The organism is Amycolatopsis sp. NBC_00345, assembly GCF_036116635.1.
GTDB lineage: Bacteria > Actinomycetota > Actinomycetes > Mycobacteriales > Pseudonocardiaceae > Amycolatopsis.
Genome location: NZ_CP107995.1, coordinates 6587514 through 6613327, shown reverse-complemented (window position 1 = coordinate 6613327; position 25814 = coordinate 6587514). Strand labels below are relative to the sequence as shown.

General features: G+C 72.6%; 21 protein-coding genes. 7 read left to right on the top strand and 14 right to left on the bottom strand.

Annotated elements, in window-relative coordinates; all coding sequences use genetic code 11:
• The first annotated feature begins 10 nt into the window (after positions 1–10).
• Both OG943_RS29560 and OG943_RS29555 read left to right on the top strand, forming a co-directional pair.
• Positions 11–1036 (top strand): hypothetical protein, encoded by a 1026-nt coding sequence (locus OG943_RS29560; RefSeq protein ID WP_328604197.1) that lies wholly within the window; start codon positions 11–13, stop codon positions 1034–1036.
• Complete coding sequence (locus OG943_RS29555) at positions 1033–1899, top strand: hypothetical protein (protein ID WP_328604196.1); 867 nt, start codon at positions 1033–1035, stop codon at positions 1897–1899. The genes OG943_RS29560 and OG943_RS29555 overlap by 4 nt, the downstream gene beginning before the upstream one ends.
• A gap of 54 nt (positions 1900–1953) precedes the next feature.
• Here OG943_RS29555 and OG943_RS29550 read toward each other — a convergent pair whose 3' ends face one another.
• Positions 1954–2577: an MBL fold metallo-hydrolase gene (locus OG943_RS29550; protein WP_328604195.1), complete on the bottom strand. Its 624-nt coding sequence runs from the start codon at positions 2575–2577 to the stop codon at positions 1954–1956.
• Positions 2578–2682: 105 nt separating this feature from the next.
• Between OG943_RS29550 and OG943_RS29545 the strand changes: the two genes are divergently transcribed.
• Positions 2683–3903 (top strand): NADH:flavin oxidoreductase/NADH oxidase family protein, encoded by a 1221-nt coding sequence (locus OG943_RS29545; RefSeq protein WP_328604194.1) that lies wholly within the window; start codon positions 2683–2685, stop codon positions 3901–3903.
• Positions 3904–4631: 728 nt separating this feature from the next.
• Here OG943_RS29545 and OG943_RS29540 read toward each other — a convergent pair.
• From OG943_RS29540 to OG943_RS29530, 3 genes are all read right to left on the bottom strand, one after another.
• Positions 4632–6164: an ATP-dependent DNA ligase gene (locus OG943_RS29540; protein ID WP_328604193.1), complete on the bottom strand. Its 1533-nt coding sequence runs from the start codon at positions 6162–6164 to the stop codon at positions 4632–4634.
• A gap of 51 nt (positions 6165–6215) precedes the next feature.
• Positions 6216–7910 carry a PstS family phosphate ABC transporter substrate-binding protein gene (locus OG943_RS29535; RefSeq protein ID WP_328604192.1) on the bottom strand — a complete coding sequence of 565 codons (1695 nt, stop codon included), beginning with the start codon at positions 7908–7910 and terminating at the stop codon, positions 6216–6218.
• Between the two features lie 114 nt (positions 7911–8024).
• Positions 8025–9422, bottom strand: a complete 1398-nt coding sequence (locus OG943_RS29530) for a class II fumarate hydratase (protein ID WP_328604191.1) — start codon at positions 9420–9422, stop codon at positions 8025–8027.
• Positions 9423–9614: 192 nt separating this feature from the next.
• On the opposite strand from OG943_RS29530, the gene OG943_RS29525 reads away from it, so the two are divergent.
• Entirely contained in the window at positions 9615–10592 is a 978-nt protein-coding gene (locus tag OG943_RS29525; RefSeq protein ID WP_328604190.1) for an NAD(P)/FAD-dependent oxidoreductase, read from the top strand.
• A gap of 1 nt (position 10593) precedes the next feature.
• On the opposite strand, the gene OG943_RS29520 is transcribed toward OG943_RS29525, so the two are convergent.
• The 6 genes from OG943_RS29520 to OG943_RS29495 form a co-directional block, all read right to left on the bottom strand.
• Positions 10594–11349 carry a S1 family peptidase gene (locus tag OG943_RS29520; RefSeq protein WP_328604189.1) on the bottom strand — a complete coding sequence of 252 codons (756 nt, stop codon included), beginning with the start codon at positions 11347–11349 and terminating at the stop codon, positions 10594–10596.
• A 24-nt stretch (positions 11350–11373) separates the two neighbouring features.
• Positions 11374–12435, bottom strand: a complete 1062-nt coding sequence (glpX, locus tag OG943_RS29515) for a class II fructose-bisphosphatase (protein ID WP_328604188.1) — start codon at positions 12433–12435, stop codon at positions 11374–11376.
• 88 nt (positions 12436–12523) lie between these two features.
• Positions 12524–12751, bottom strand: coding sequence for an exodeoxyribonuclease VII small subunit (locus OG943_RS29510; protein ID WP_328604187.1), 228 nt, complete (start codon positions 12749–12751; stop codon positions 12524–12526).
• The gene (locus tag OG943_RS29505; protein WP_328604186.1) at positions 12748–13155 is read right to left on the bottom strand and encodes a hypothetical protein; all 408 of its coding nucleotides are present in this window, start codon (positions 13153–13155) and stop codon (positions 12748–12750) included. Before OG943_RS29505 ends, OG943_RS29510 begins: the two co-directional genes overlap by 4 nt.
• Positions 13152–14405, bottom strand: coding sequence for an exodeoxyribonuclease VII large subunit (xseA, locus tag OG943_RS29500; RefSeq protein ID WP_328604185.1), 1254 nt, complete (start codon positions 14403–14405; stop codon positions 13152–13154). Before xseA ends, OG943_RS29505 begins: the two co-directional genes overlap by 4 nt.
• Complete coding sequence (locus OG943_RS29495; RefSeq protein WP_328604184.1) at positions 14402–15100, bottom strand: lipid droplet-associated protein; 699 nt, start codon at positions 15098–15100, stop codon at positions 14402–14404. Before OG943_RS29495 ends, xseA begins: the two co-directional genes overlap by 4 nt.
• 151 nt (positions 15101–15251) lie before the next feature.
• Here OG943_RS29495 and OG943_RS29490 point away from each other — a divergent pair, with 151 nt between their 5' ends.
• Positions 15252–16319 carry a 4-hydroxy-3-methylbut-2-enyl diphosphate reductase gene (locus tag OG943_RS29490; protein ID WP_328604183.1) on the top strand — a complete coding sequence of 356 codons (1068 nt, stop codon included), beginning with the start codon at positions 15252–15254 and terminating at the stop codon, positions 16317–16319.
• Positions 16320–16950: 631 nt separating this feature from the next.
• Here the strand turns inward: OG943_RS29490 and OG943_RS29485 are convergent.
• Positions 16951–17847 carry a DUF6542 domain-containing protein gene (locus OG943_RS29485; RefSeq protein WP_328604182.1) on the bottom strand — a complete coding sequence of 299 codons (897 nt, stop codon included), beginning with the start codon at positions 17845–17847 and terminating at the stop codon, positions 16951–16953.
• Positions 17848–18487: 640 nt separating this feature from the next.
• The gene (gene rmuC, locus OG943_RS29480) at positions 18488–19402 is read right to left on the bottom strand and encodes a DNA recombination protein RmuC (protein ID WP_328604181.1); all 915 of its coding nucleotides are present in this window, start codon (positions 19400–19402) and stop codon (positions 18488–18490) included.
• A 266-nt stretch (positions 19403–19668) separates the two neighbouring features.
• Between rmuC and OG943_RS29475 the strand changes: the two genes are divergently transcribed.
• Positions 19669–20823, top strand: coding sequence for an exonuclease SbcCD subunit D (locus OG943_RS29475; protein ID WP_328604180.1), 1155 nt, complete (start codon positions 19669–19671; stop codon positions 20821–20823).
• The gene (locus OG943_RS29470) at positions 20820–23783 is read left to right on the top strand and encodes an SMC family ATPase (protein ID WP_328604179.1); all 2964 of its coding nucleotides are present in this window, start codon (positions 20820–20822) and stop codon (positions 23781–23783) included. The genes OG943_RS29475 and OG943_RS29470 overlap by 4 nt, the downstream gene beginning before the upstream one ends.
• Here OG943_RS29470 and OG943_RS29465 read toward each other — a convergent pair.
• A complete protein-coding gene (locus tag OG943_RS29465) occupies positions 23780–24283 on the bottom strand; it encodes a methylated-DNA--[protein]-cysteine S-methyltransferase (protein WP_328604178.1) in 504 nt (167 codons plus the stop codon). The genes OG943_RS29470 and OG943_RS29465 overlap by 4 nt on opposite strands.
• The gene (locus OG943_RS29460) at positions 24280–25761 is read right to left on the bottom strand and encodes a DNA-3-methyladenine glycosylase 2 family protein (protein WP_328604177.1); all 1482 of its coding nucleotides are present in this window, start codon (positions 25759–25761) and stop codon (positions 24280–24282) included. Before OG943_RS29460 ends, OG943_RS29465 begins: the two co-directional genes overlap by 4 nt.
• Between the last annotated feature and the right edge of the window lie 53 nt (positions 25762–25814).

The following is a 25814-nucleotide window of genomic DNA, read 5'->3' as shown; positions in this document are numbered from 1 at the left end:
GAGAAGCTGGATGGAACAACCTGGGTGTGTTTCGACGCCGGTACGCGAAGTCACGGTGGCCTGGCTCGGCGGGGTCGTTCTCTCGGGGATCGGCGGTGGGCTGGCGCTGGTCGGGCTGACGATGCCGTGGATCGTCGCCAAAACCGGCGCTGGTGCGCGAAGCGGCGGGATCCCGCTTAGCGCGTTGCGCTCACAGGGACAGACGCTCTCGCTGCTGATGGTCGTCATAGTGGTGGTTTCGGCGATCCTGCTCTCGGCGAGCCGGCGCCCGACCGCGGGCGTCCGGCTCCTCACCGCGGGAATCGGGCCCCTGCCCGCGGTGGCGGTGATCCTGCTGGGACTGCAGCCCCCGCGAGCGGCCTTGGCGGAGGTGCTCGGCCAGAACGCCCAGGGTATGTCGGTCGAGCCCGCGCAGGGGCTGCTGCTCTTCGCCGCGGGCCTGCTGCTGCTCGGGTTCGGCCCGGTTCTCGCGAGCTGGGCGACTGGCCCGGCGCTGGCCTTCCGCGCCGAGGGGGACGGCAGGCCGGCGCGGCGCCGGTCGACGGCAGTCGTGGTGGTGGGGCTCGTGCTCGCCGTGGTCCCGGTGGTCCTGTCGCTTTCGTTGCCCTGGTTCGAAACCGAGGTGACCGTCGGGGAGTCCGCGCTTCGGCCGTTCGAGAGCTGGACGCTGGTCTACCGGATCGCCCTGTTCGGCGTGCTGGCCCTGATGGTGGGCGCCGCGGTCGCGGCCGACGGGCTCCGGCGGATCCTCCGTTCGGCGGCGCTCTACCTCTGTTACGGGAATTGGGGCGTGCTCGTCGTCTGCGCGCTGCTGCTGTGGGACCCGCTGGGGCTGGCCGACCAGGCCGGCATGGAACTCGGCACCGTCCGGCTCGGATCGGGTTACCTCGCGGCCCTGGTCGCGGTGCCGCTGCTGCTCGTGGCGCTGATCTCGCAGTTCCTCGGGCCGGAGCACGGACTCGCCGATGCCGCGGCGGACGAACCCGAGGCCGCCGCTGTGGACGAACCTGACGCCGCGGCCGAGGTGACCCCGTGAACCGGAGGCCGCGCGTCGCCGGTCGTCTTTCCCCGCCGAAGAAACCGGAGCCCCGGCGCGCCGCGTCGCCGCGATGGCGTGCGCGGTGGCGTGCGCTGGGCAAGGGGCCCAAGTGGCTCATCGTGACCCTGACCCCGCTGCTGCTCACCGCGGCGGTGCCCGGCATCGCGCCCTGGGTCGTCGACAAGGCGCGTGACGTCTACGGCGAGCAGCCGGTCACGGTCTCGAGCGAGAACTTCCGCGAGGTGGTCGCCGGGCTCTACTGGGCAACCGGCGACCAGGTCACCGTCGCGGCCCCGGGCGACAGCTTCGACGCCGTCCAGCGCAACGGCGCGCAGATGGGGGTCTCCGGGCACCAGATCACGCTGGACAGCAACCGGTCCGGCCGGATCGACCTCGTGCGCATCACCGCCGTCGTCGAGAAGCGGCTGCCACCGCTCGACGGCACCGCGTTCATCGCCGATCCGCAGGGGAGCTCCGATGCGCCGATCGTCGACTTCCACCTCGACTCGGGACCGGAGGTGCCGGCGCTGGTGGCCGACGAGTCGGGGGACCCCGGCAAGGCCACCCGGCCGTACCTCTCCGACGGCAAGGTGCTCTTCCTGGAGAAAGGGCAGACCGAGCACCTGATCGTCCGGGCCTCGACGCGGAAGTGCTTCTGTACGTGGCGGGTGCGGATCGAGTACTCGTACCGCGGAGACCGGCGGACGGTGACGTTGCCGCCGCCGGAGTCGCCTCCGTTCAAGACGACCGCGTGGGCCTTCCACCGCGTCGAATACAACATGAACACCGCGGACGGCGCGGCGCCGGCACGCTACGACTGCGTCGCGCAGCCCGCCGCCTGCCGCGTGGTGCCTCGGTAGCGGGTTCTGTGGTGGGGCCGGCCCGGTGTTCAGCTGGTTCCGCTCGTGCTGTGTTCAGGCCTCGGGCCACTCCGGGGCGCCCGCCTTCTCCTCGGCGATCGTGGTGCCTTCACCGTGCCCGGTGCGGACTTCCGTCGCGTCGGGGAGGGCGAAAAGCCGATCGTGGATGGACTTCACGATGGTCGGATAGTCCGAATAGGACCGTCCGGTGGCGCCGGGGCCGCCGTGGAAGAGCGTGTCGCCGGTGAAGACCACGCCGAGGTCCGCCGCGTAGAGGCAGACGGCGCCCGGCGCGTGGCCCGGCGTGTGGAGCACGGTGAGTTCGGTGCCGGCGATGGTGATGACCTGGCCGTCGGCCAGCTCGCCGTCCGGCGCGCGGCCGGGGTGCGTGAGGTCCCAGACGACGCGGTCGTCCGGGTGCAGCAGGATCGGCGCGCCGGTGCGCTCGGCCAGCGCGGGCGCGGCGTTGACGTGGTCGTTGTGGCCGTGGGTGCAGACGATCGCGCGCAGTTCCCGGTCCCCGACGACGTCGGCGATCGCGGCGGCGTCGTGCGCCGCGTCGATCACGATGACCTCGGCGTCGTCGCCCACGATCCAGACGTTGTTGTCCACGTCCCAGCTGCCGCCGTCGAGCTCGAAAACGCCCGACGTGACCAGGTTCTGCACTATCGCCGTCATGGTCTGCAGACCCTAGTGCCCGCAGTGCCGCCCAGTTGACATACCGCTGGTATCTACTTTCGGGTAGCCTACTGCCGGTAAGTTCGCTGCGACGACGGGACCGCGATGACAGCCACCCGGGAACTGCTGGCCGAGCCGCTCAAGCTGCGCTGCGGGGAGGTGCTGCCGCACCGGCTCGCGAAGTCGGCGCTGAGCGAGCAGCTCGGCGACCGCCGCAACCGGCCGACGCCGGAGCTGGCCGAGCTGTACCGGACCTGGGCGCACGGCGGCGCGGGCCTGCTGGTGACCGGCAACGTGATGGTCGACCCGGCGGCGATCGGCGAGCCGCGCAACGTCGCGCTGCCTGCCGCGCCGGACCCCGCCGTCTTCCGGCCGTGGGCGCGCAGCGTCGACGGGACCGGCGCCCGGCTGTGGGTGCAGCTCAACCATCCCGGTCGGCAGAGCCCCCGGTACCTTTCGCGGCAGCCGGTCGCGCCGTCCGCGGTGCCGTTCGGTGATCGCGGCGTGCGGACCGCGTTCGCCGCGCCGCGAGCCCTGACGGGCGACGAGATCGAGGCGATCGTCGACCGGTTCGCGCTGGCGGCGAGGACGTTCGTCGACGCCGGGTTCGCCGGGGTGCAGCTCCACGGCGCGCACGGGTACCTGATCTCGCAGTTCCTCTCGCCGCTGACGAACCTCCGTGACGACGAGTGGGGCCGCGACCGCAGCCGTTTCCTGCTTGAGGTGGTCCGCCGCGTGCGGGCGGCGGTGGGCGATTCGGTGCCGGTGTCGGTGAAGCTGAACAGCGCGGACTTCCAGCGCGGCGGCTTCGGCGAGGACGAGTCGCTACAGGTCGTCCGCGCCCTCGGCGACGCGGGCCTCGACCTCCTGGAGATCTCCGGCGGCACGTACGAGAAGGCCGCGATGATGGGCTCCGGCCGCGAGAGCACCGCGCGCCGGGAGGCGTATTTTCTGGACTACGCGGCCAAAGCGCGCGAGGTCTCCGACGTCGCCCTCATGGTCACCGGCGGCTTCACCACCGCGGAGGGCATGGCCGAGGCCCTGCGCTCGGGCGCCCTCGACGTGATCGGCCTCGGCCGCCCCCTGACCGTCGACCCGGGCCTGCCCGCACGCCTGCTCGCCGGCGAGGACGCCCGCGCGGAGCGGCTCTGCCCGCGCACCGGCATCCGGCTCGCCGACAGCCTGCTCGAAGTCCAGTGGCACACCCAGCAACTCCACCGCGTCGCGGCCGGCAAACCCGTCGCCCGTGGCCGGAGCGCCTGGCGGGCGTTGGCTCAGGCTGGGATCAACGACCCGCTCAACGCGTTTCGTCGCGTCCGCGGGTGAGGCCGGGTGGCTGAGCGTCCGCGGTTGAGGTCGGGTGGCTGGGCGGGGTGGTGGGCTGGTTCCGGCTCGCGTGAGTGGGCCGGACGGCCGGGTGCGGTGGTGGCCTGGCTCCTGTTCGCGGGCCGGGCCGGGCGCCGGGCTGCTGGGCGCGGTGCTGGCTTGGCTCCTGTTCGCGGGCAGGCTGGGACGCCGGGTGGGCGGGCATGCCGATGGCGCGGGCCCTGTTTGCGCAGCGGGCTGGGCGCCTGGCGGTCGGGCAGGGTGCTGGCTTGGCTTCTGTTGCGTGAGCGAGTCGGGGCCCGGGTGGCCGGGCAGGCTGATGGTGGCTCCTGTTCTGGTCCGGCTCCTGTTCGCGGAGCGCGCCGGGATCCCGGGCGGGGTTGACTGGCGTAGGGCATGCTCCGCGTGCAGGTGGGCGCGCCGCCTCGCCGGTGATGTGAGCCAGCCGTTCCCGACGCTGGACGTGACCGTGGCCGGTGGCTCGCCCGGGTGAGAATCGGTCGCCAGCCCGCCAGCCCGCCAGCCCGCCAGCCCGCCAGCCCGCCAGCCCGCCAGCCCGCCAGCCCGCCAGCCCGCCAGCCCGCCAGCCCGCCAGCCCGGCCTCGCCCCGAGTGCCCCGAGTGCCCGAGGCGAGGCGTCGACCGTGTCCCCTCCCTCGGCGACGTCGAAGCAGCCCGAAGCAACCCGATGCGGCACCACACCGCTCAACCGGAAAATACCCCCAGAAGTCAGCCCTCCTGTCCCGTCCGGTCGCCGCGGAGCAGGCCCCGGACTGTGTCGATCGTGTCCGCGTCGGCGGGGTCCTTGTCCGGGCGGTAGCGCACGACGCGGGCGAACCGCAGCGCCAGGCCGCCCGGGTAGCGGGGACTGACCTGCGCGCCGTCCAGCTCGATCTCGACCACTACCTCCGGTCGCACGTGGACTGTCCAGTCGTCGCGGTGGGTTTCGATCTCCTGGAACCGTTTCGTTTGCCAGGCCAGTAGTTCGTCGGTCATGCCCTTGAACGTCTTGCCCACCATGATCGGCGGGCCGCCGTCCGGGTCGCGGGCGCCGAGGTGCAGGTTGGACAGCGTGCCGGTGCGCCGCCCGTGGCCCCACTCCGCCGCGAGCACCACCAGGTCGATGGTGTGCACCGGTTTCACCTTCAGCCAGGCCCGCCCGCGCCGGCCCGCCGCGTACGGCGAGGCGAGGTCCTTCACCATCACGCCCTCGTGGCCCGCGGCCATCGCCGCCTCCAGCACCGCGGCCGGGTCCGCGGGCGCCACCTCACCCGGGATCACGTGCTCGCCCGCGACCCGGCGCAGCGCCGCATTGCGCTCCGACAGCGGCGCGTCCAGCAGGTCGGCGCCGTCGAGGTGCAGGCAGTCGAAGAAGTACGGCCGCAGCAGCAGCGCGCGCACCTGCTCCTCGCGCGTGCTGCCGAAGCGGCTCATCGTCTCCTGGAACGGGCGTGGCCTGCCGTCGTCGGCGAGCGCCAGCGTTTCGCCGTCCAGCACCACGGATTCGCACGGCAGCGCCCGCACGAGGTCGACCAGCTCCTGCACGCTCGAGGTGATCTCCCGCAGCGTGCGGGTGTACACGTGCACCTCGTCGCCCTGACGGTGCACCTGGATCCGCGCACCGTCCATTTTGTACTCGACGATCGCGTGCGCGTGCTCGGCCGCCGCCTCGTCGAGCGATTCCGCGGGGGAGGCCAGCATCGGCCGGATCGGCCGCCCGAGCGCCAGGCGGAACTCGGCGAGCCGCGCCGCGCCCCCGGTCAGGGCCGCGTGGCCGGTGACCGGCAGCCGGCCGGACAGCATGAACGCGCGCCGCACGTCCGCCGCCGGCAGCTCGGCCGCCGCCGCGATCGCGTCGACCATCACGCCCTCCAGCGCGCCCTGCCGCAGCTCGCCGGTGACCAGCCGGAACAGGAACTCCTGCTCGGCCTTGGTGAGCCGGCTGAACAACGCGGTGAGCACGTCGGCCCGCCGCTTCACCGAACCCGCCCCGGACGCGGCGGCGACCTCGGTCAGCGCCTCGTCCACTTCGGCGACACTCACCTCAGGCGCCGCCGCGGGGGAGGCGGCCAGCTCCGCGAGCGTGCGCCAGCCCGCGCCGAGCCGGTCCTGCGCCGTCTGCCCCGTGAGGTACGCGATCACGGCGGGCAGCTCGGCGGGCTCGGCGGCGCGCAGCACCGCGGCCAGGGTGGCGGTCTTCGCCTTCCTGGACCGGGTGGCCGCCAGCTCGGCGGACGCGGTGACGATCTCGGTCAGCAGCACCCCGACATCATGACCCGCGGCACCGACAATTTCCGTCCGTCCGTCGCCCGGTCAGGCGTCCGGCCTGGTGCAATAGCGGTCGAGCAGTCCCTCTTTCGTGACGCACGGGGTGTAGCCCGCGTCCTGCAGCTCGGCCCGCGCGGTGCCGCTGCGCAGGTAGTCCATGAACGCCTTGAGCAGCGAGTCGTTCGCCGGAACACCCTTGGTGTACAGGTATTCGACGGTCCAGAACCGGTAGCCGGCGTCGATGCTCGTGACGTCCGGGTAGTGCCCGTCGAGCTGGGCCACCGTCACCTTGCCGCCCTGCGCGGACGCGATCTTGGCCGCCGGCACGTCGGCGTAGCCGATCGCGCCCAGGGTGCCGCCGACGGCCTGGATCAGCTCGGCCGTCGTGCCGCGTTCGCAGCGGATGACCGCCGCGCCGGGGTCGCGGCCGGGGCTCAGGCAGTCGTCCGAAGACAGCCCGGGCTCGACGGTGCCCAGCACTTTCTGCTCGAACGTCCGGCGGGTGCCGGACTCCTGCCCGCGCCCGGCGATCCGGATAGGCAGCGACGGGCCCGGCCGCAGCTGCGCCCAGTCGCGGTACCGGCCGGTGAAGATGCCCCGCACCTGGTCGGTGGTCAACCGGTCGAGCCCGACGGAGCTGTTCACCACCACGCTGTACATCAGCACGGCCACGGCCTGGGGCACCAGCTCCGGCCCGGCTTCGGCCGCCTTGCCGTCCGACAGCACGGCGAGGCCGTCCTTGCCCGCCGTGGCGAGCGGGCCGAACTCGCGGACCGCCGCGACGCTGCCGCTGGCCTGCGTCGTGATGTTCGAGTCGCCGCACAGCGCGTGGTATTCCTTCGCGACGCTGGCCATGATCGGCACGAACGCGCTTGAGCCGTGCACCGCGAGAGTCCCGTTCGCGCAGCCGGGCGTCGCGGCGGTGCGGGAAGCGGCGACGATCAGCGTGGACAGCAGCGCGCCCGTCAGCAGCACACCGATCGCCACGGTCACCACTGGCCAGGACAGCCGTCGCTGTTTGCGCTCGTCCTTGATCCGCCCGCCGGTGAGCCGCCCGGTGACGTCGAGTTCCTTCGACAACGGCCCGCCCTGCCACCCGTCGGCCTCGTGCAGGACCACCACGAGCTTGAACTTTTCCCGTCGCTTCAAGGAAAGCTGCCCGAGGCGGACGCCGTGCCACTGCGGCGCGCGCGGATCCACGTCGGGTCCGGGCTGGCGCAGGAAACCGCTCAGCCGCTGCGGCAGCAGGGCCCGGACACCGGACAGCTTCGCGGTTTCCGCGACCGGCTGCGGGTCGACGGTGTCGCGGGTGAAGAACTCGAGCCCGTCGCGCACGACGTCGCGGAGGCCGTCGCGCGCTTCGGAAACCCGGGCGTCCCAGACCACCCGGCTGCCGAAGGTGAACTGGAGCGGGTGCTCGAAGTCGCCGGGGCCGATGTCGAAGCTGCCGGTGTTGCGGATGCGGATCACCACGACGCTCAGCGGCTCCAGCAGCCGCACGGTCCGGACCAGCTCGGGGTCGGCCTGCGCGGCGCCGTTCTTCCGGTCGTGCAAGGGGATCGGGTTCAGGCCGATCTTCGAGTTGTAGAGCACGCGGTAGATCAGCCGGCGGCGGCGGATCACGTAGCGGTCGATCACCGGCGCGGCGATCGTGGCGCCGGCGACGACCGCGATCGGCACGATGCCGCGGCCGGAGGTGAGTACCTCCGCGACGGATCGCACGATTTCCCCGAAGCCCACAGCGTTGTCCCCCTCGGCTGTTCGAGAACAACCACATTAGGGCGACGCGCTGGGACCCCTCCCGCGTGAACCAGGAATTCACCGGCGGTTCAGCGGGAGGATCCCGGAGCCCGGCTACTTGCCGCCGCGGGCCATGCGGAGCACGTCGAGGGCCTCGTCGAGCTGGGCCTCGGTGAGCTTGCCGTCCTTGACGAAACCGCGTTCGATGACGACTTCGCGGATCGTCTTCAGCTCCTTGAGCGCCTGCTTCGCGACCGCTGCCGCCGCTTCGTAGCCGATGTATTTGTTGAGCGGCGTGACGATCGAAGGCGAGCCCTCGGCGTACTGGCGCGTCCGCTCGACGTTCGCGGTGACGCCGTCGAACACCTTGTCCGCCAGCAGCCGTGAGACGGCCGCGAGCAGCCGCGCGGACTCGAGCACGTTGCGCGCGATCACGGGCAGGTTCACGTTGAGCTGGAAGTTGCCCGCCGCGCCCGCGAACGCCACCGCCGCGTCGTTGCCGATCACCTGCGCCACCACCTGCAGCGTCGCCTCCGGGATCACCGGGTTGACCTTGCCCGGCATGATCGACGAGCCCGGCTGCAGGTCCGGCAGCGCCAGCTCGCCCAGCCCGGTGCGCGGGCCGGAGCCCAGCCAGCGCAGGTCGTTCGCGATCTTGTTCAGCGACACCGCGATCGTGCGCAGATGGCCCGAGGTCTCGACGACGCTGTCCTGCGTCGCCTGCGCCTCGAAGTGGTTGCGCGCCTCGGTCAGCGGCAGGCCGGTCAGCTCCGCGAGCTCGGCGGCGACGGCGGCGCCGAAGCCGTCCGGCGCGTTCAGCCCGGAGCCCACGGCGGTGCCGCCGATCGGCAGCTCGCCCAGCCGCGGCAGGCCGGACCGGAGCCGTTCGACGCCGAAGCGGACCTGCGCGGCCCACGCGCCCGCCTCCTGGCCGAGCGTGATGGGCACGGCGTCCATCAGGTGCGTGCGGCCGGACTTCACGACGTCCGCCCACTCGGCGGCGCGCGCCTCGATCGCGCCCGCGAGGTGCTCCAGCGCCGGGACGACGTCGGTGAGCACGGCCTCCGTGGCGGCGACGTGGATGGTCGTCGGGAACGTGTCGTTCGACGACTGCGAGGCGTTGACGTGGTCGTTCGGGTGCACTTCGCGGCCCAGCGCGCGGGTGGCGAGCGTCGCGATGACCTCGTTCGCGTTCATGTTGGACGAGGTGCCGGAGCCGGTCTGGAAGACGTCGATCGGGAAGTGCTCGTCGTGCCGGCCGGCGGCGACCTCGTCGGCGGCGGTGGCGATCGCGTCCGCGACGTCGGGCTCCAGCACGCCGAGCTTCGCGTTCACGTGCGCGGCGGCCGCCTTCAACAGGCCCAGCGCGCGGATCTGGGCGCGCTCGAGACCGCGGCCGGAGATGGGGAAGTTCTCCACGGCACGCTGCGTCTGCGCGCGGTAGAGCGCGTCGACCGGGACGCGGACCTCACCCATCGTGTCGTGTTCGATCCGGTATTCCTGTTCAGCCATACACCCGATTCTGGCCCTGTTCGGCGGTGTTCGCGGGGTGGCGTCGCCCACGCGGTTCGCAGAAATCACCCAGTCGGTCGGGCTAGCTCCGCCTTCCTCCCCACCGCCGCCCTCAACCGAGTGGCTAGCCACACTGGATATCCTTCAAGTGTTCTCGATCACCGCCACCCACCACTGGCTGGAGCGAGCCTCATGGATTCGTCGTACGACCTCGTCATCATCGGAGCCGGGCCCACTGGGCTGTTCGCGGCCTACTACGCGGGGTTCCGCGGCCTGTCGATGGCCGTGGTCGATTCGCTGCCCGAGCCGGGCGGGCAGGTCACCGCCATGTACCCGGAGAAGATGATCTTCGACGTGGGCGGGTTCGCCGCGATCCGCGGCCGTGACCTGGTGCAGGGCCTGGTGGACCAGGTCGAGCCGTGGCGGCCGGCGTACCTGCTGGGCCGCAAGGCGGAGAAGCTGGAGAGCGTCGACGGCGGGGTCGAGCTGACCCTCGACGGCGGTGAGGTGCTGCGCGCGGGCGCCGTGCTGGTCACCGCGGGCATCGGCGAGTTCACCCCGCGTCCACTGCCCGCGGGCGACGGCTGGCTCGGCCGCGGCATGGTCCACTTCGTCCCGTCACTGCAGGCGCACGCGGGCCAGCACGTGGTCGTGGTCGGCGGCGGCGACTCGGCGTTCGACTGGTGCCTGGCCCTGCACCCGATCGCCGCGAGTGTCACCCTCGTGCACCGCCGCGCGAAGTTCCGCGCCGCGGAGTCCATCGTGCGCGAGGTGCGTGGCCTGGGCGTCCGGATGATCACCGACGCCGAGGTGACGCGCTTCGTCGAGGCGTCGGACGGCGAACTCGCGGCGGTGGAGGTGACGGTGAAGAACGGTGAGGACGAGCAGCTTCCGGCCAACGCCGTGGTCGCCGCGCTGGGCTTCACGGCCGACCTCGGGCCGATCGAAAGCTGGGGGCTGGAGATCGACCACCGCGCCATCTCGGTGGACTCGACCATGGCGACGGCGCGGCCCCGGGTCTACGCGGCCGGCGACGTCGCGGCGTATCCGGGGAAGGTGAAGCTCATCGCCACCGGCTTCGGCGAGGCCGCCACCGCGGTGAACAACATCGCCGTGGCACTGGATCCGGACGCGCACTTGTTCCCGGGCCACTCCAGCAACGCCGAGTGACTCAGCCGGTCTTCTCCGCGATCCACGGTTCGTAGGCGACCACGGACGTATAGATCGACGGCGCCGTCGCGCAGGTCGCGGAGCCGTTGCCGGGGCGGCTGGTCAGGCCGATCAACGTCCAGTGGTCGCCGTCGCGGGCCAGCTCCGGGCCGCCGGAGTCGCCGTAGCAGGAGCCGTTCTCGCCGTCCGGGTTGTCGGTGCACAGCTCGGCGGTGCCGTCGAACGCGGCGGTGCATTTCGAGCCCTCGACCAGGTGCGTGTCGAGCTGTTGCAGCGAAGGCGCGAGGGGACCGCAGTTCGGGGCCGGGCAGGTCTGGCCCCAGCCGAGGATGCGGGCCGCCGCGCCGGGCGCCGCGGTGTCGCCGAGGGCGATCGGGGCCGTCTGCGCCGCCGCGGCGAGCCGGATGAGGGCGAGGTCGCCGGTCTGCGTTTTGACGTTGAAGTGCGGGTGCACGATGAACTCCGCGGCCTGCGCGGTCTCGCCGCCCTGGTCGCTTTCGTTGCTGCCCAGCCGAAGCGCGACCGTCGCCGGGTCCTTTCCGTACACGCAGTGCGCGGCCGTGGCGACCCACGTCGGCGCGATCAGCGAACCGGCGCAGAAGACCTTGCCCGACGAGGAGTGCAGCGACACCACGAACGGGTAAGGCTGGTCCGCGGCGGTGCCGCCGACGATCGACGGCCCAGCGGTCGCGCTGCCGGTGGCGAGCGCCGTTCCGGCGAGGATCGTCAACAGCAGCGCGAACAACCGCTTGGGCACCGGGCGACTCCTTGATCGGGAAATTCAGGGCAGGGGCGGGACGGCGTCGGAGCCGTCCTCGGGCGTGTCCAGGTTGCCGTCGAAGTTCACGGACGAATACGCCCGGAGCTTGTTCAGCCGGTGGTAGCCGTCGATCATTCTGACGGTGCCGGACTTGGACCGCATCACGATGGACTGCGTCGTGGCGCCGCCCGACCGGTAGTGCACGCCGCGCAGCAGGTCGCCGTCGGTCACGCCGGTGGCGCAGAAGAAGGTGTTGTCGCCGCGCACCAGGTCGTCGTTGCCGAGCACGCGGTCGAGGTCGTGGCCCGCGGCCAGCGCCTTCTCCCGCTCGGCCTCGTCCTTCGGCCACAGCCGGCCCTGCAGCTCGCCGCCGAGGCACTTCATCGCGCAGGCCGCGATGATGCCCTCGGGCGTGCCGCCGATCCCGAGCAACATGTCGACACCGGTGGTCGGCCGGGCCGCGGCGATCGCGCCCGCCACGTCGCCGTCGGAGATGAACCGGATGCGGGCGCCCGCCTCGCGGACCTCCTTGATGATCTGCTCGTGCCGCGGCCGGTCGAGGATGCACACGGTCACGTCGCTGACGCTGGAGTTCTTGGCCTTCGCGACACGGCGGATGTTCTCCGCGACCGGCGCGGCCAGGTCCACCTTGCCCGCGGCGTCGGGGCCGACGGCGAGCTTCTCCATGTAGAACACGGCCGACGGGTCGAACATCGCCCCGCGCTCGGCCACCGCGAGCACGGCCAGCGCGTTGGGCATGCCCTTGGCCATCAGCGTGGTGCCGTCGACGGGGTCGACCGCGACGTCGCAGTCCGGGCCGTCGCCGTTGCCCACCTCTTCGCCGTTGAACAGCATGGGCGCCTCGTCCTTCTCGCCCTCGCCGATCACGACTACCCCGCGCATCGAGACGGTGGAGACGAGCTGGCGCATCGCGTCGACGGCCGCGCCGTCGCCGCCGATCTTGTCGCCCTTGCCGACCCAGCGGCCCGCGGCCATCGCGGCGGCCTCGGTCACCCGTACCAGCTCCATGGCGAGGTTGCGATCCGGCGCTTCACGGCGTCGTGGGTCACTGGCGGTAGTCATGCGGGCCTCCCGGATCGCTGAACTCGGCGGGTGCCCAGTCTCTCAGACCACCAGTCCACCTGACCGATTCAGTCGCGCATGGTGCACGTCACTCTGAGTCGTCGGTCTCCACGGACGCCAGCGCGGCCTCGATCCGCTCGCGCGCGCCCTCGAGGTGCCGCTCGCAGACCTTCGAGAGCTGCTCGCCCTTTTCCCACAGCGAGAGCGACTGCTCCAGGGACAGGCCGCCCGCTTCAAGCTCCTTGACCACCTCGACGAGCCGGTCGCGGGCCTGCTCGTAGCCGAGTCCGGCGGTTTCGCTGGCTGCTTCGCTCACGCTCGACGTTCTCCGACCTTCCGATGCACCGGGCTGTGCGCGCACACTACCGCGCTGGCCATCGCGTGGTCGTAGCCGACGAACGCGAGGGCGAACTCCTGCCCGTCACCGTCCGCGACCGCGTCTTCGAGGTGCTCCTGCGCGCCCGCGACGCGCCGCCGGTGCTCGGCGCCTTCGGCGAACCACCAGCGCGTGCCGACGTGCACGGACGTCGCCTCGGACAGCCGCCGCAGCTGCGGCGCCAGGTCGCGGCGGGCGGGCGAGCCGCAGCCCGCGAGCAGTGCCGTCCAGCACTCGGCGGCGGCGCGCTCGGTGGCGAGCGCCTGGCGTAACAGGGGGCCGGCGTCGAGCCGGGCGGCGGCGTCCACAGTGAGCGGGAGGAACGCCGGTGCCCGGTAAGTCACGGCCCGTCTCCTTCCGCGGTCTCGGTCGGCTCGGTGACGGCGTGGACCGCCCCGTCGGCGACCCGCACGCGCAGGCGTGCACCGTCCTCGATCTGGGAGACGGAGCGCAGTACCTGGAGGTTGCCTTTGGAGTCGGTGAACTGCACGACGGCATAACCGCGGGACATCGTGGCGGCCGGGCCCAGCGCGGTCAGCCGGCCGCGCGCGTTGGCGACTTCGGCCTGGTCACGCGCGAGCAGGCCGAGCATGGCGCGGCGGCCGCGTTCGCGGTGCAGCCCGATGTCGTCGAGACGGCGCTGGACGGGGCCGAGCGGGTCGGCCAGCGACGGGCGGCTGCGCAGCTGGGTCAGCAGCCGCGTCTGGGTGTCGACCCAGCCGTGCAGCGCGCGACGGCCGCGGTCGCGCATCTGGCGGACGCGGGCGGACTCCTCGCGCACGTCCGGCACGATCCGCTTGCTCGCGTCCGTGGGCGTGGAGCAGCGCAGGTCGGCGACGTGGTCGAGCAGCGGGGTGTCCGGCTCGTGCCCGATCGCGCTGACCACCGGCGTGCCCGCCGCCGCGACGGCCCGGCACAGCGCCTCGTCGGAGAACGGCAGCAGGTCCTCCACGCTGCCGCCGCCGCGGGCGATCACGATGACGTCGACGTCGGGGTCCTTGTCCAGTGTGGACAGTGCGCGGAGCATCTGCGGCACGGCCTGCGAGCCCTGCACGGCGGTGTTCAGCACCTTGAACAGCACGTGCGGCCAGCGCGCCTGCGCGTTCACCAGCACGTCGCGCTCCGCCGCCGAAGCGCGTCCGGTGATCAGGCCGATGCCTTGCGGCAGAAAGGGAATCGGCCGTTTCCGCTCGGGCGAGAACAGGCCTTCGGCGGCCAGCAGCTTACGCAGCCGCTCGATCCGGGCCAGCAGCTCGCCGATGCCGACCGCGCGGATCTCGTCGGCGCGCAGGCTGAGCGTGCCGCGGCCGAAGAAGAACGACGGCTTCGCGTGCACGATCACGCGGTCGCCCTCACGCAGCGGCGTCGCCAGCTCGCGCACCAGCCACATCGGGCAGGTGACGGACATCGAGACGTCCGCCGACGGGTCTCGCAGCGTGAGGAACGCGGTCTGCGTGCCGGGCCGTGCGCTGATCTGCGTGACCTGGCCCTCTACCCACACGGCGCCGAGCCGGTGCACCCAGTCGCCGATCTTGCGCGTGACCGTGCGGACCGGCCAGGGGTTTTCCGCGCTGGTGGCGGGTTCGCCGGTCACTTGCCTTCCGCGCTGTCGTCCTGTTCCTCTTCCGCCTTGCGCGCGTTGCCGATCCGGCGCGCGAGCATGCCGACGAAGGACGCGCGGTCCTCGTTCGCCTTCTCGTACTCCAGGATCTCTTCGAGCTGAGGCACGGTCAGGCGGCGCAGGCGGGCGCGCAGCTGGGGCAGGGTGAGCTCGTCGTAGTTCGGCAGGCTCGCGGGGCCGGCGGCGCTGTCGTTCTCACCGTCCGCGTGCTCCTCGGCCAGCGCGCGCTCCTCCTGGGCCCACGGGTCGCCGGGCTCGTCCTCGGCCGCGCTTCCGGGCAGGGGCTCCAGCAGGATCTCGATCTCGGGCTCGATCTCGGATTCGGGCTCGGTGAAGGAGGGGCGGTGGCCGTTGGTCTGCGCGCGCGGCTCGGGGATGTTGTCGACCGAGACCAGCGTCGGCCGCGAGGGCGCCAGGTCGGGCGCGGCGTCCTCGTCGAACGTCGCCCAGCTGGGGGTGTCCTCGACCGGGCGCAGGCCGGATAGGGCGTCGTCACCCTTGATGGCCAGCTCGGTGACGTGCTGCTGCACACGCATGGAGAACTGCAGTACCTGGCTGACCACGGTGACGGGAAGCCCGGTGAGCTGCCGGGGGAGCTCGCGAACCCGTTCGGCGGTTATGACGGCGAGGCCCGCGGCGACCCGGACGGGGAGCGGGAGTGGCTTCATGCGTCCAGCCTGCCGTATAGGGGCCATCCTGCCCAACCGAACGGGTGGGTTGGGGTACCGGACGTGACTCCCGGCACAGCCCGGATGGCGGAGTCAGGTCATCCTAAAGAGGACTTCGAGTTCGGTGTGGGGCAGCCCGTACGCTGGGGGCATGAGTTCAGCGAGCCCCGGAATCGACCCCGCCGGCACTCCGACGATCGCCGGCTCCGGCGGGCCGGCCACCGGCAAGCGAGTCCTGCTCGCGAAGCCGCGTGGCTACTGCGCGGGCGTGGACCGCGCCGTGATCGCCGTGGAAAAGGCCCTGGAGCTGTATGGCGCCCCGGTGTACGTGCGCAAGGAGATCGTGCACAACCGGCACGTCGTCGAGACGCTGCGCGAGCGTGGCGCGATCTTCGTCGAGGAGACCTCCGAGGTGCCCGAGGGCGCGCTGGTGGTGTTCTCCGCGCACGGCGTCTCGCCGATGGTGCACGCCCAGGCCGAGGAGCGGAACCTCCGCACCATCGACGCGACCTGCCCCCTCGTGACGAAGGTGCACAAGGAGGTCAACCGCTTCGCCAAGGACGACTACGACATCCTCCTGATCGGCCACGAGGGCCACGAGGAGGTGGAGGGCACCGCGGGTGAGGCGCCGGACAAGGTGCAGCTCGTGGACAAGGCGGAGGACGTCGACAAGGTCGACGTGCGCGACCCGTCGAAGGTGATCTGGCTCTCCCAGACCACGCTGTCGGTCGACGAGACGATGGAGCGCGTCGACCAGCTGCGCGAGCGTTTCCCCGGCTTGGCCGACCCGCCCAGCGACGACATCTGTTACGCCACCACGAACCGTCAGGTCGCGGTCAAGGCGATGGCCCCCGAGTGCGACCTGGTGCTGGTGGTCGGTTCGACGAACTCGTCGAACTCCAAGCGCCTCGTGGAGGTCGCCCTGAAGGCCGGCGCCCGCGACTCCCACCTGATCGACTTCGCCAGCGAGGTCGACGAGTCCTGGCTGGAGGGCGTCACCACGGTCGGCGTCACGTCGGGCGCCTCGGTGCCGGACAACCTGGTCATGGACCTCCTCACCTGGCTCGCCGACCGCGGCTGGGGCCAGGTCGACGAGGTGACCACGGCCAACGAGAAGATCGCCTTCGCTTTGCCGAAGGAGCTGCGGAAGGCTGTTAAGTCGGAGGCTGCGGATGCGGCTGCGGCTAAGTCGGAGGTTGTGGCGCAGCCGGAGTCCTGAGCACTGGTTTTGGGCCGGACGGGGACCGGGCTGCGCGCTGGTTTCGGGCTTAGTGGGAGTCCGGACTGAGCTTGGCTTTGGGCCGGACTGGGCGCTGGTTTTGGGTCGGACTGGGCGCTGGTCGCGCGCTGGGTTCGGGCTTTGTGCGAGCTTGGTTTCAGGCCGGACGGGCCAGGCTGTGCGCTGGTTTCCGGCCTGGTGAGGCGGGGTTGAGCGCGCTGGTCTCGGGCTTCGGGCCAGGCGTCAGTTTGTGCAGGTCGGTTTGTGAGGCGGCGGGGCTTGTGCGTCCGCCTGTCCTTGCCGGTTGGGGTGCGAGCTGACTTCGGCGGTCGCGAAGGCCTGTGCCCGGTCACGGCGGCGCTTGCCGGGCTCCTGACTCCAGGGGCGGTGGCGGCCGTCGTCGCCGCTCGGCTCGGCTCGGTGTTGCCCGTCCAGTGACCTGTCCGGTCTGTGAAGGCTGACCCGCAGCTCTGTGAGCCTGACCCGCAGCGCGGGGATTCGGCCTTCTCGGTCCTGTTCCATTTGTGCCGTACGAAAAGAGAAGGGCCGCCGATCCTGTGTGGATCGGCGGCCCTTCTCGGGTTTCGGGCTCCGCGGGGCGTTCCCGCGGGATGTCAACGTTGTCGGGTTGTCAGGACTCGTCGTCCCACGGGCGGGAGCGGCGCGGGGGCTCGCGGCGTGGCGGGCGGGGGCGGCCGGCTGGTGGCGGCTCGTCGGCCCGGGGGCGGCGACGCGGCGGCGGGGTGTCGCCACGGGGCTCGCCGCGACGGCGGGGGTCCGCTTCCGGTGGCCGCGGGCGGCGGCCCTCCGGCGGAGGCTTACGCGTGCCGCGTGCGCCGGGGTCGGCCGGGTCGCGGCGCGGGCGGGCGCCCGGGTCGGCCGGCGGACGGGGTCGTCGCGGCGGCGGGGCATCGAGGTCTCGATCCCTCGGCGCACCCCGGCGTCCGCTCGCCGGCAGCGGCGTCTGGCCCGTGCGGTTGGCACCCGGGGGCCGGGTCCGCGGCCGGGCGGCCGACGGCTCGCCGTCCCTGGCGGGCGCCTTCTTGCCCTTCAGCTTCACCGGGGCATCGGGATCGCGCTCACGGTAGATGCGGAAGAAGCCGAAGAGGAGGGTCACGCCGGTGACGACCGCCATCGTCGGGAAGCCGTTGATCAGCGGCCTGCCCACGTCCAGCAGCTTGGAGAGCGTGTCTCCGCCCGAGCCGGAGCCGCCGGTCAGCAGCACCACACCGGGCACCGTGACGGCCAGCACCAGCGGCGGCTGCACCATCGGGCCGAACAGCGCCCGTCTCTGCACCGCGCCGACCGCGATCACGGCCCCGACGAAGTAGCCGGCCTTGAAGACGAAGTCGAGGCTGCCCTTGGTCTTTTCATCGATGATGGCGCCGAGCACGGCAAGGCCGAAGCCCACGAGGACGACCGCCCACCAGGGCAACCCGCGCCTCGCGCCGAGGACAAGACGCTCGTCCCAGGGCACGGGGGCGTCATCGGCATCAGGATCGCTCTGGCGATCGCGTATCGCGGTCACGAGGCAACACCGTAGCCCGTACTTGTCACGATCTTGCCAGCACGGCCGGAGACTGCCCTGACCAGCCACCCGCCAGCGTGACGCGGGTTGCCGGCGGACGGTGCACGTGCTGCCCGGGTGACGAGGAGCTTCGGACCTCGCCGACCAGCCGTTATCCGCCGCTGACCAGCCCATATCCGGTCGTGGCGGTCCCGCCCGCCGAGCTGGGAGGACTCCGGTGCCCGCGGTGGATCGTTTCCGAGCTTTTTACCTGCCCGCGTGAGGGCGGGCTGTTCCGGAACGTTCGGCTTCGCGGAACGGCCGTCCCATTGACTGGTACCTGCACGGCCGCGATGACAACACCGGATCGGCCGACCACTGTGGGTCATGAAGCACGGCGCTCGCTGGGCGACGACCCGGCCAGAGGAGACACGGTTGGTCACCGTCTGGCGATCCGGCGACTGAACAGTGAGCCGGTGGGCCCAGTGGCAACCCCGGTGAGTCTGAGGCGCTCCGGCGACCGCGAGGCAGCTCTGGCACCGCCCGGGCAAAGGCCGAGTAGCTCAGGTGTCAGGACACAGAAGCCTTCCGCGCGCGTGCCTTCCCAGCGCTGCCGCTCCACGCACAGGTGCCCCACTCGCAGGTGCCCCTCAGGGCCCGATCAGCTCGCCGCCAGCTCGTCCCCCTTCCTCACCTCTGGGACCGGCGCGGGGCTGCCCGAGGCGTCCGTCAAGGGGGCCACCGTCGCGCGGAAGCTCTCCAGGGCTTCCAGCTCACGGCGGCGGGCGGAGATGAACCGTTGCAGGTGGGTGCTGGAGAGGTTGAGCGCGTCGACGGCGTTGCCCGCCGCGCGGTGGGCCGACGCGGCGCCCGCGCGGACCTGCTCGACGTCCTCCACCAGCGCGCGGTCGCTGGCCGCGAACAGGGCCGCGGAGGCCAGGACGCCGAAGCCCGTCGGGCCGCACAGGAATACGCGGCGGTCGATGAGCCAGCGCAGCAGCTCCGGGTCGGTGTCGAGCGCGGCGACCACGGCGGCGTCGGACGGCACGAACATGATCGTGCCGTAGATCGCGTCGGCCCAGCGCTGGTAGCCCTTGCCGGCCAGCTCCGCGGCGCGCGAGCGCAGTTGCCGGACGTGCGCGCGCAACGCGTCGAGCCGTTCCTCCGGGTCGTCGGTCTCCACGGCCTCGGCCCAGATCGCCATGCTCGCCTTGGCGTCCACCGGGACCGCGCGCCCGCCGCCGACGCGCAGCACCATGTCCGGTTTCGCCGCGCCGCCGCCCGCCAGGTCGGTCTGCAGCGTGAAGTGCAGCTCCTCGCGCAGCCCGAGCGCCCGCGCCGTCTCCACCAGCACCTGCTCGCCCAGCTCGCCGCGGCCGTGGATCGAGGCGAACGCGACCTCGTACCGGCGCAGCGCGAGCTGCTGCTCGTCACCCTTCGCACGCTCCGCCGCCACGAGCCGCGCCGCCGCGTCGGCGCGCCGCATGCCGTCGTTGTAGAGCCGCCACAGGACCGCGACCGCGACGCACAGGAGCAGCGCGAGCACGACGGCCGCCGTGGTGATCACTGTCTCCACCCGGTCCTCCCCTCCTCCGATGCCGATGCTGCCTCTGATGCCGTCTCCGGTGCCGTCCCGACGCCGTGCGGATCGACGGGGACATCATGGCGGACAGCACCGACAAAAACGGGTTCGCCCGGTCGCACTCCGTAGCTGACCAGCGGGTTCACCGGTTCGGCCCTCGGCGTGTCCGACAGCCCCCTGATAGGCTTCGTACACACGTTCGAGTGGCTCGTCGGCGAGTCTCCCGCGTTTCGTCGGGGTCCCCTCTTAACGTGGTCGCCGTGAAAGTCCTGCACACCTCCGACTGGCACATCGGCCGCACGTTCCACGGCGCCGATCTGCTCGCCGAGCAGGAAGCCGTCCTCGGGCACTTGGCCGACCTCGTCACCAGCGAGGCGGTCGACGTGGTCGTCGTGGCCGGCGACATCTACGACCGCGCGGTCCCTTCGGCCGAGGCGGTCCGGGTCGCCACGGCCGCGCTCGCCCGCATCCGCAGGGCCGGTGCCCAGCTCGTCATCACGCCCGGAAACCACGACTCCGGGCCACGCCTCGGCGCCTTCGCCGAGTTCGCCGCGGCCGGCGGCCTGCACGTGCGCGCCACGGTCGCGGGCCTCGCCGAGCCCGTGCTGCTCTCGGACGAGCACGGCGAGGTCGCGTTCTACGGCCTGCCGTATCTGGAGCCGGAGCCGTCCCGGCACGCGCTGGGCGTCCCGGAGGCGCGCGGCCACACCGGAGTCCTCACCGAGGCCATGCGCCGCGTCCGCGAAGACCTCGCCACTCGCCCTGGCACGCGGTCCGTGGTGCTGGCGCACGCGTTTGTCACCGGTGGCAACGCCAGCGAGTCCGAGCGCACGATCGCCGTCGGCGGGGTCGAGCAGGTGCCCGGCTCGGTGTTCGACGGCGTGGACTACGTCGCGCTCGGCCATCTGCACGGCCCGCAGACCCTCGCCGAGCACCTGCGTTACTCCGGCAGCCCGCTCGCGTACTCGTTTTCCGAGGCGCGGCAACGGAAATCGGTCTGGCTCCTCGACCTCGACGCCGCCGGGCTGGCCGAGGTCCGGCGGCACGAGCTGCCCGTGCCGCGGCCACTGGCCACGCTGCGCGGCGAGCTGGCCGAGCTGCTGTCCGCGCCGGAGCACGACGAGTGGGTGGGCCACTTCCTGTCCGTCACGCTCACCGACCGCGTGCGGCCCGTCGACGCCATGCGCAAGCTGCGCGACCGTTTCCCGCACGCCGTGCACATGGATTGGCAGCCCGAAGGCGGGTTCGCGGGCACGGAGCTGAAGTACGCCGAGGCCGTGCGCGGGCGCAGCGACATCGAGATCGCCCGCAGTTTCCTCGACGACTGCCGTGGCGCCGCGCCCTCCGAACGCGAGGAGCGGCTCGTCTTCCTCGCGCTCGAGGCGGCCGACCGGGCGGCGGTGGCGAAGCTGTGAGGCTGCACCTGCTGGAGGTCCAGGCGTTCGGCCCGTACGCGGGCCGCGAGGTGGTCGACTTCGACGTCCTCGGCGCCGACGGCCTCTTCCTGCTGCACGGCGACACCGGCGCGGGCAAGACAACGCTGCTCGACGCCATCGCTTTCGCGTTGTTCGGCGAGGTCCCGGGCGCGCGTGGTGAGGTCAAGCGGCTGCGCTGCGACCTCGCGGAGCCCGATCAGGTCACCGAGGTCGTGCTGGAGCTGACCGTGCAGGGCCAGCGGCTGCGGATCGTGCGCAGCCCCGAGTACCAGCGCCCGAAGAAGCGCGGCGACGGGTTCACCACGCAGCAGGCGAAGGTGTCGCTGAGCTGGGTCGGGAAGCCACCGGCGGGGCTGCCGCCCGAGGGCGTCATCCGGATCGACGAGGTGGCGCGCACGGTGGTGCGGCTGCTCGGCATGACGGCGCACCAGTTCTTCCAGGTAGTGCTGCTGCCGCAGGGGGAGTTCGCCCGGTTCCTGCGCGCGGACACCCGCGAGCGCGAGGAGCTGCTGGAGCGGCTGTTCGGCACGGAGCGGTTCTCCGACGTCGAACGCTGGTTCGCGGACCTGCGGGCCGAGCGCGGGCGGGCGCTGCAGGAGCGTCAGCAGGACGTGCGCGAGCTGGTCGCGCGGTACGCCCAGGAGGCGCAGCAGGACTCGCCGGAGGACAACCAGGCGGAGTGGGTCGACGCCGTGCTCCAGGACGTCGCGGCGCGGGTCGGCGTCGCGGAAACCGAAGCGGCGCAAGCACGTTCGGTCGCGACCAAGGCCGAGGCCGCGTTGCGCGAGGCGCAGGAGGACGCGGAGAAGGTCCGGCGCGTCCGCACCGCGCACACCCGGCTCGCGCAGATCGCCGAGCAGGCCGACGAGCGCGCGGGATGGACCGAGGAGATCGCGGCGGCACGGCGGGCGGAGGCCGTGGCGCCCGAGGCCGAGCTGCTCGAACGGCGGACCACCGAGCTGGACGAGGCGCGCGCCACCGAGGCCGATCACACGCGGGCCCTGGCCGAGCTGGGTGTCGACTCGGCTGGGCTGGATCCCGCCGACCTGCGGGAGCGCGCCGGCTCGCTGCGGGAGGACGCGGGTGCACTCGCCGAGCTGGTCGCCGAGGCCGAGCAGCAGCAGGTCGAGACGAAGCGCCGTGACGAGCGCAAGACGGCGGCCGAAGCGGCCAAGGACAAGGTCGTCAAGTTGGCGACCCGGCTTGGGGAGCTGCCCGAGCGGTTGACGGCGTTGCGCGGCGAAGCGGCTTCGGCCGCCGAAGCCGCGGCGAAGCTCGATGGTGCGCAGGCACATGTCGAGGAGCTGACGGTGATCGCGCGTGCCGCGGCCGACCTGCCACCGGCGGCGGAGCGCGTCGGGCGTGGTGAGGCGAAGCTGCGTGAGGTCGTCGACAGCCACCAATCCGCCCGGCAGCATCGGCTGGACCTGCGGGAGCGGCGGCTCGAGGGCATGGCGGCCGAGTTGGCCGCGAGCCTGGCGGACGGCTCGGCGTGCCCGGTCTGTGGATCGGCGGAGCACCCGGCGCCCGCGAGCCACGGCGCCCGGCTCGTCGATCCGGCGGAGGAACGCGCGGCGGAGGAGGCCGAGCAACAGGCGGAGGCCTTGCGGCAGCGCGTCGTTTCGGCGTTGGAGGAGGCGAAGGCCCGGCTGGAGGCGTTGCGGGAGCGGCTGGGCGAGCGCACGGCGGAGTCCGTGACGGCCGAGCTGGCCGAGGCGCGGGCGATCGTCCGCGCGCTGTCCGAGCAGGCCGCGCGGAAGGACCGGCTGGCGAAGCAGGTCGTCACGCTGGAGCAGGACGCGGAGAAGCTCGGGGAGCAGCGGCGGCTCGCCGAGACCGCCGCCACCGAGGCGACGGCCGAGGTCCGCTCGTTGCAGGACCGGCTGGACGAGCGGGAACGCCGGCTGGTCGCCGGCCGCGGCCAGTTCCGTGACGTGACCACGCGCCGCCGGCATCTGCTCACGTTGGCCGGGGCGCTGGACGCCGTGGCCGAGGCGCGCACGGCCGTCGCGGGCTCGGTGAGCCGGCTCTCCGAGCAACAGGGCCTCGTCGAGATCTCCTTGCACGCCAAGGGATTCCTGTCGCTGGAGGAGATGCGCGGCGCCGCGCGGTCGGACGAGCAGGTGACGAAGCTGGAGCAGGGCCTCGCGGAGGCGGAGGCCATGGCCGCGGGCGCGCGGGAGCTGCTGGCCCAGCCCGAGCTGTTCGGCATCTCGCCCGACGACGTCGTGGAGGTCGGGCCCGTCAGCGAGGCTGCGAAGTCCGCGCGGGCCACGGCGGAGGCGGCGTTCTCGACGCTGCAGGCCGTCACCGCGCAGCACCGTGAGCTGACCCGGCTGGCCGGGCGCATGGGCAAGGTGCTGGCCGGGCTCGCGCCGGTCGAGGAGGAGTACGCGGAGCTGCGCGCACTGTCCGAAGTGGTCAACGGGCGCGGGCAGAACGCGCGGAAGATGTCGCTGCGGTCGTACGTGCTGGCGGCGCGGCTGGAGGAGGTCGCGCTCGCGGCGACCGCCCGGCTGCGCACGATGAGCCAGGGCCGCTACTCGTTTGTGCACTCCGACGCGGCGGGCGCGCGCGGCACCCGGGGCGGGCTGGGCCTCGACGTGCTGGACGACTACTCGGGGGCGGTCCGCCCGGCCAAAACGCTGTCCGGCGGCGAGTCCTTCCTAGCTTCGCTGTCCCTGGCGCTCGGGCTGGCCGACGTGGTCGCGGCCGAGACCGGCGGCGCGCTGCTCGACACACTGTTCGTCGACGAGGGCTTCGGCACTCTCGACGCGGAGACGCTGGACGTCGTGATGAACATCCTGGACGAGCTGCGTGCCGGGGGCCGGGTGGTCGGTCTGGTCTCCCACGTCGAGGAGCTTCGCCAGCGGATCCCGACGCGGCTGCGGGTCCGCAAGGCCCGCACCGGATCGAAGGTGGAGATGCGGACGGCCTAGCGGACCTCTTCGTGGCTGAGCAGCCAGCGCTTGGCATCGGTGCCCCAGCGGAAGTTGCCGATCGCGCCGCCGGTGCGCACCACGCGGTGGCACGGGACGAACAGCGCCGCGGCGTTGCGGGCGCAGGCGGACGCGGCGGCGCGGACGGCCGACGGGTTACCTGACAGCGTGGCGTACTCGGCGTAGCTGACCGGGCGGCCCGCGGGGACCTTGCGCAGCGTGTCCCACGCGTTCTCGCGGAAGGCGCCCGAGCGTTGGCGGACCTCGATGTCGTCGACCGCGTCCAGCTCGCCCGCGTGGTAGCGGCGGACGGCGGAGGTCACGGGGCCCAGGTCGCGGCGCTGCGTCAGCGAGCCCGGGGTCAGCGAAGGCGAGATCAACGGCGTCAGCTCGCCCACGTCGCCGGTCCAGCCCGAGGCGAGGACCGCGCCGTCACCCGCCACCACGGCGGTGAACGGGCCGATCCTGGTGTCCGAAGTGGACCAGAAGGCGGTGCTCACGGGTGTTTCTCTCCAGACTCTCCAGCGCGCGCCAGGTACATCCCGGCGTACGAACTCCACGGCTGCCAGCCGCGAGCCGATTCGGACAGGTCGATGCCCAGTGCCGTTGCCCCGCGGCGCACCGCGGTGTCGGCGGTCAACAGCATGTCCGGTGCGCCGAGGACGCGCATCAGCACGTAGTCGGCGGTCGGTGCGTCGACGCTGTGCGCGAGCAGCTCGGCCCGCAGCTCGGCGGGGTCGCGGCCGACGTGCGGGTCGAGGCTGCCGTGCGCGATCGCCGCGGCGATGGCCTTGACCTGCGGTTTCACGGTGACCTTGGTAAGGCTGCCGTCGGTAAGGCCGGCGTCGGCGATCTGGGCGGCCGTCGGGAACAGCGTGGTCAGCGGGTCCAGCGGCGGGTCGGCCGGCGGCACCGGCTCGCCCAGTTCGGCGGCCAGTGCCGCGGCGGCCGGCCCGAGCAGGGTCCGCAGCAGCAGTTCGGGGCCGTCGACGGCGCCGGGCACGCGGATGCCGGGCACCGCGGCGACCAGCGGTGCGAGCGCCGGGTCCGCGCCGAGCGTCCGGGTGACGGCCTCGGGGTCGGCGTCGAGGTCCAGCAGGCGCCGGACCCGCGTGACCGCGCTGCTCAGGTCCCGCAGGTCGGCCAGGCCCAGGTCGCAGCGGACGTGGTCCGGCCGCGGGGCGAGCCACGCCGCGCCGCCGCCGTGCGGGAGCCGCAGCGTGCGGCCGTAACCGGTGATGCCGCTGCCATCCTCCGTGAGGGCCTCGACGCCCGGGATCGCCTGCGAGGCGTGGTAACGAAGCACTCCCTGGGCGTCGAACGGTGCGCGGAACGGTAGGCGCAGGCTGAGCCGTGTCGCGCCTCCGGGCTCGTCGCCCTTACGCCGTCCGCGACGCAGGCTCGCGGCGCGAAGCTGCGAAGGCGTCGTCGCGAACACCTCGCGGATCGTCTCGTTGAACTGCCGGACGCTGGAGAAGCCGGCGGCGAACGCGACGTCGGTGAGCGGCAGCCCCGACATCTCGATCAGCAGCCGCGCGGAGTGCGCGCGGTGGGCGCGGGCGAGCGCGAGCGGCCCGGCGCCGAGTTCGGTGGTGAGGACGCGCCCGAGCTGGCGTTCCGAGTAGCCGAGCCGTTTTGCCAGGCCGGGGACGCCTTCCCGCTCGACGAGGCCGTCGGAGATCAGGCGCATGGCGCGCGCGGCGAGGTCGGCGCGGACGTTCCAGTCGGGCGAGCCGGGCACGGCGTCCGGCAGGCAGCGGCGGCACGCGCGGTAGCCGTTGGCCTGGGCGGCGGCCGATGTCGGGTAGAAGCGCACGTTCTGGGCCTTCGGCGTGAGCGCCGGGCAGGACGGGCGGCAGTAGATGCCGGTGGTGCGGACGGCCATGATGAACTGGCCGTCGAACCGCGGGTCGCGGGCGGTGACGGCGCGGTAGCAGCGCTCGGTGTCGCGCCAGATCGCGGCGGTCGTGGTGGCCATGCGGTCGATGATGCCAGCAGGTCGAGAGCCCGACTGGCGGAAATCCGACAGCG

What these genes read in the sequence shown, in the direction of transcription:
- OG943_RS29545 (WP_328604194.1), top strand. Translation starts at nt 2,683, where the DNA reads ATGACAGCCACCCGGGAACTGCTGGCCGAGCCGCTCAAGCTGCGCTGC.
- OG943_RS29560 (WP_328604197.1), top strand. Translation starts at nt 11, where the DNA reads ATGGAACAACCTGGGTGTGTTTCGACGCCGGTACGCGAAGTCACGGTG.
- OG943_RS29460 (WP_328604177.1), bottom strand. Translation starts at nt 25,761, where the DNA reads ATGGCCACCACGACCGCCGCGATCTGGCGCGACACCGAGCGCTGCTAC.
- OG943_RS29550 (WP_328604195.1), bottom strand. Translation starts at nt 2,577, where the DNA reads ATGACGGCGATAGTGCAGAACCTGGTCACGTCGGGCGTTTTCGAGCTC.
- OG943_RS29530 (WP_328604191.1), bottom strand. Translation starts at nt 9,422, where the DNA reads ATGGCTGAACAGGAATACCGGATCGAACACGACACGATGGGTGAGGTC.
- OG943_RS29490 (WP_328604183.1), top strand. Translation starts at nt 15,252, where the DNA reads ATGAGTTCAGCGAGCCCCGGAATCGACCCCGCCGGCACTCCGACGATC.
- glpX (WP_328604188.1), bottom strand. Translation starts at nt 12,435, where the DNA reads ATGACTACCGCCAGTGACCCACGACGCCGTGAAGCGCCGGATCGCAAC.
- OG943_RS29495 (WP_328604184.1), bottom strand. Translation starts at nt 15,100, where the DNA reads ATGAAGCCACTCCCGCTCCCCGTCCGGGTCGCCGCGGGCCTCGCCGTC.
- OG943_RS29525 (WP_328604190.1), top strand. Translation starts at nt 9,615, where the DNA reads ATGGATTCGTCGTACGACCTCGTCATCATCGGAGCCGGGCCCACTGGG.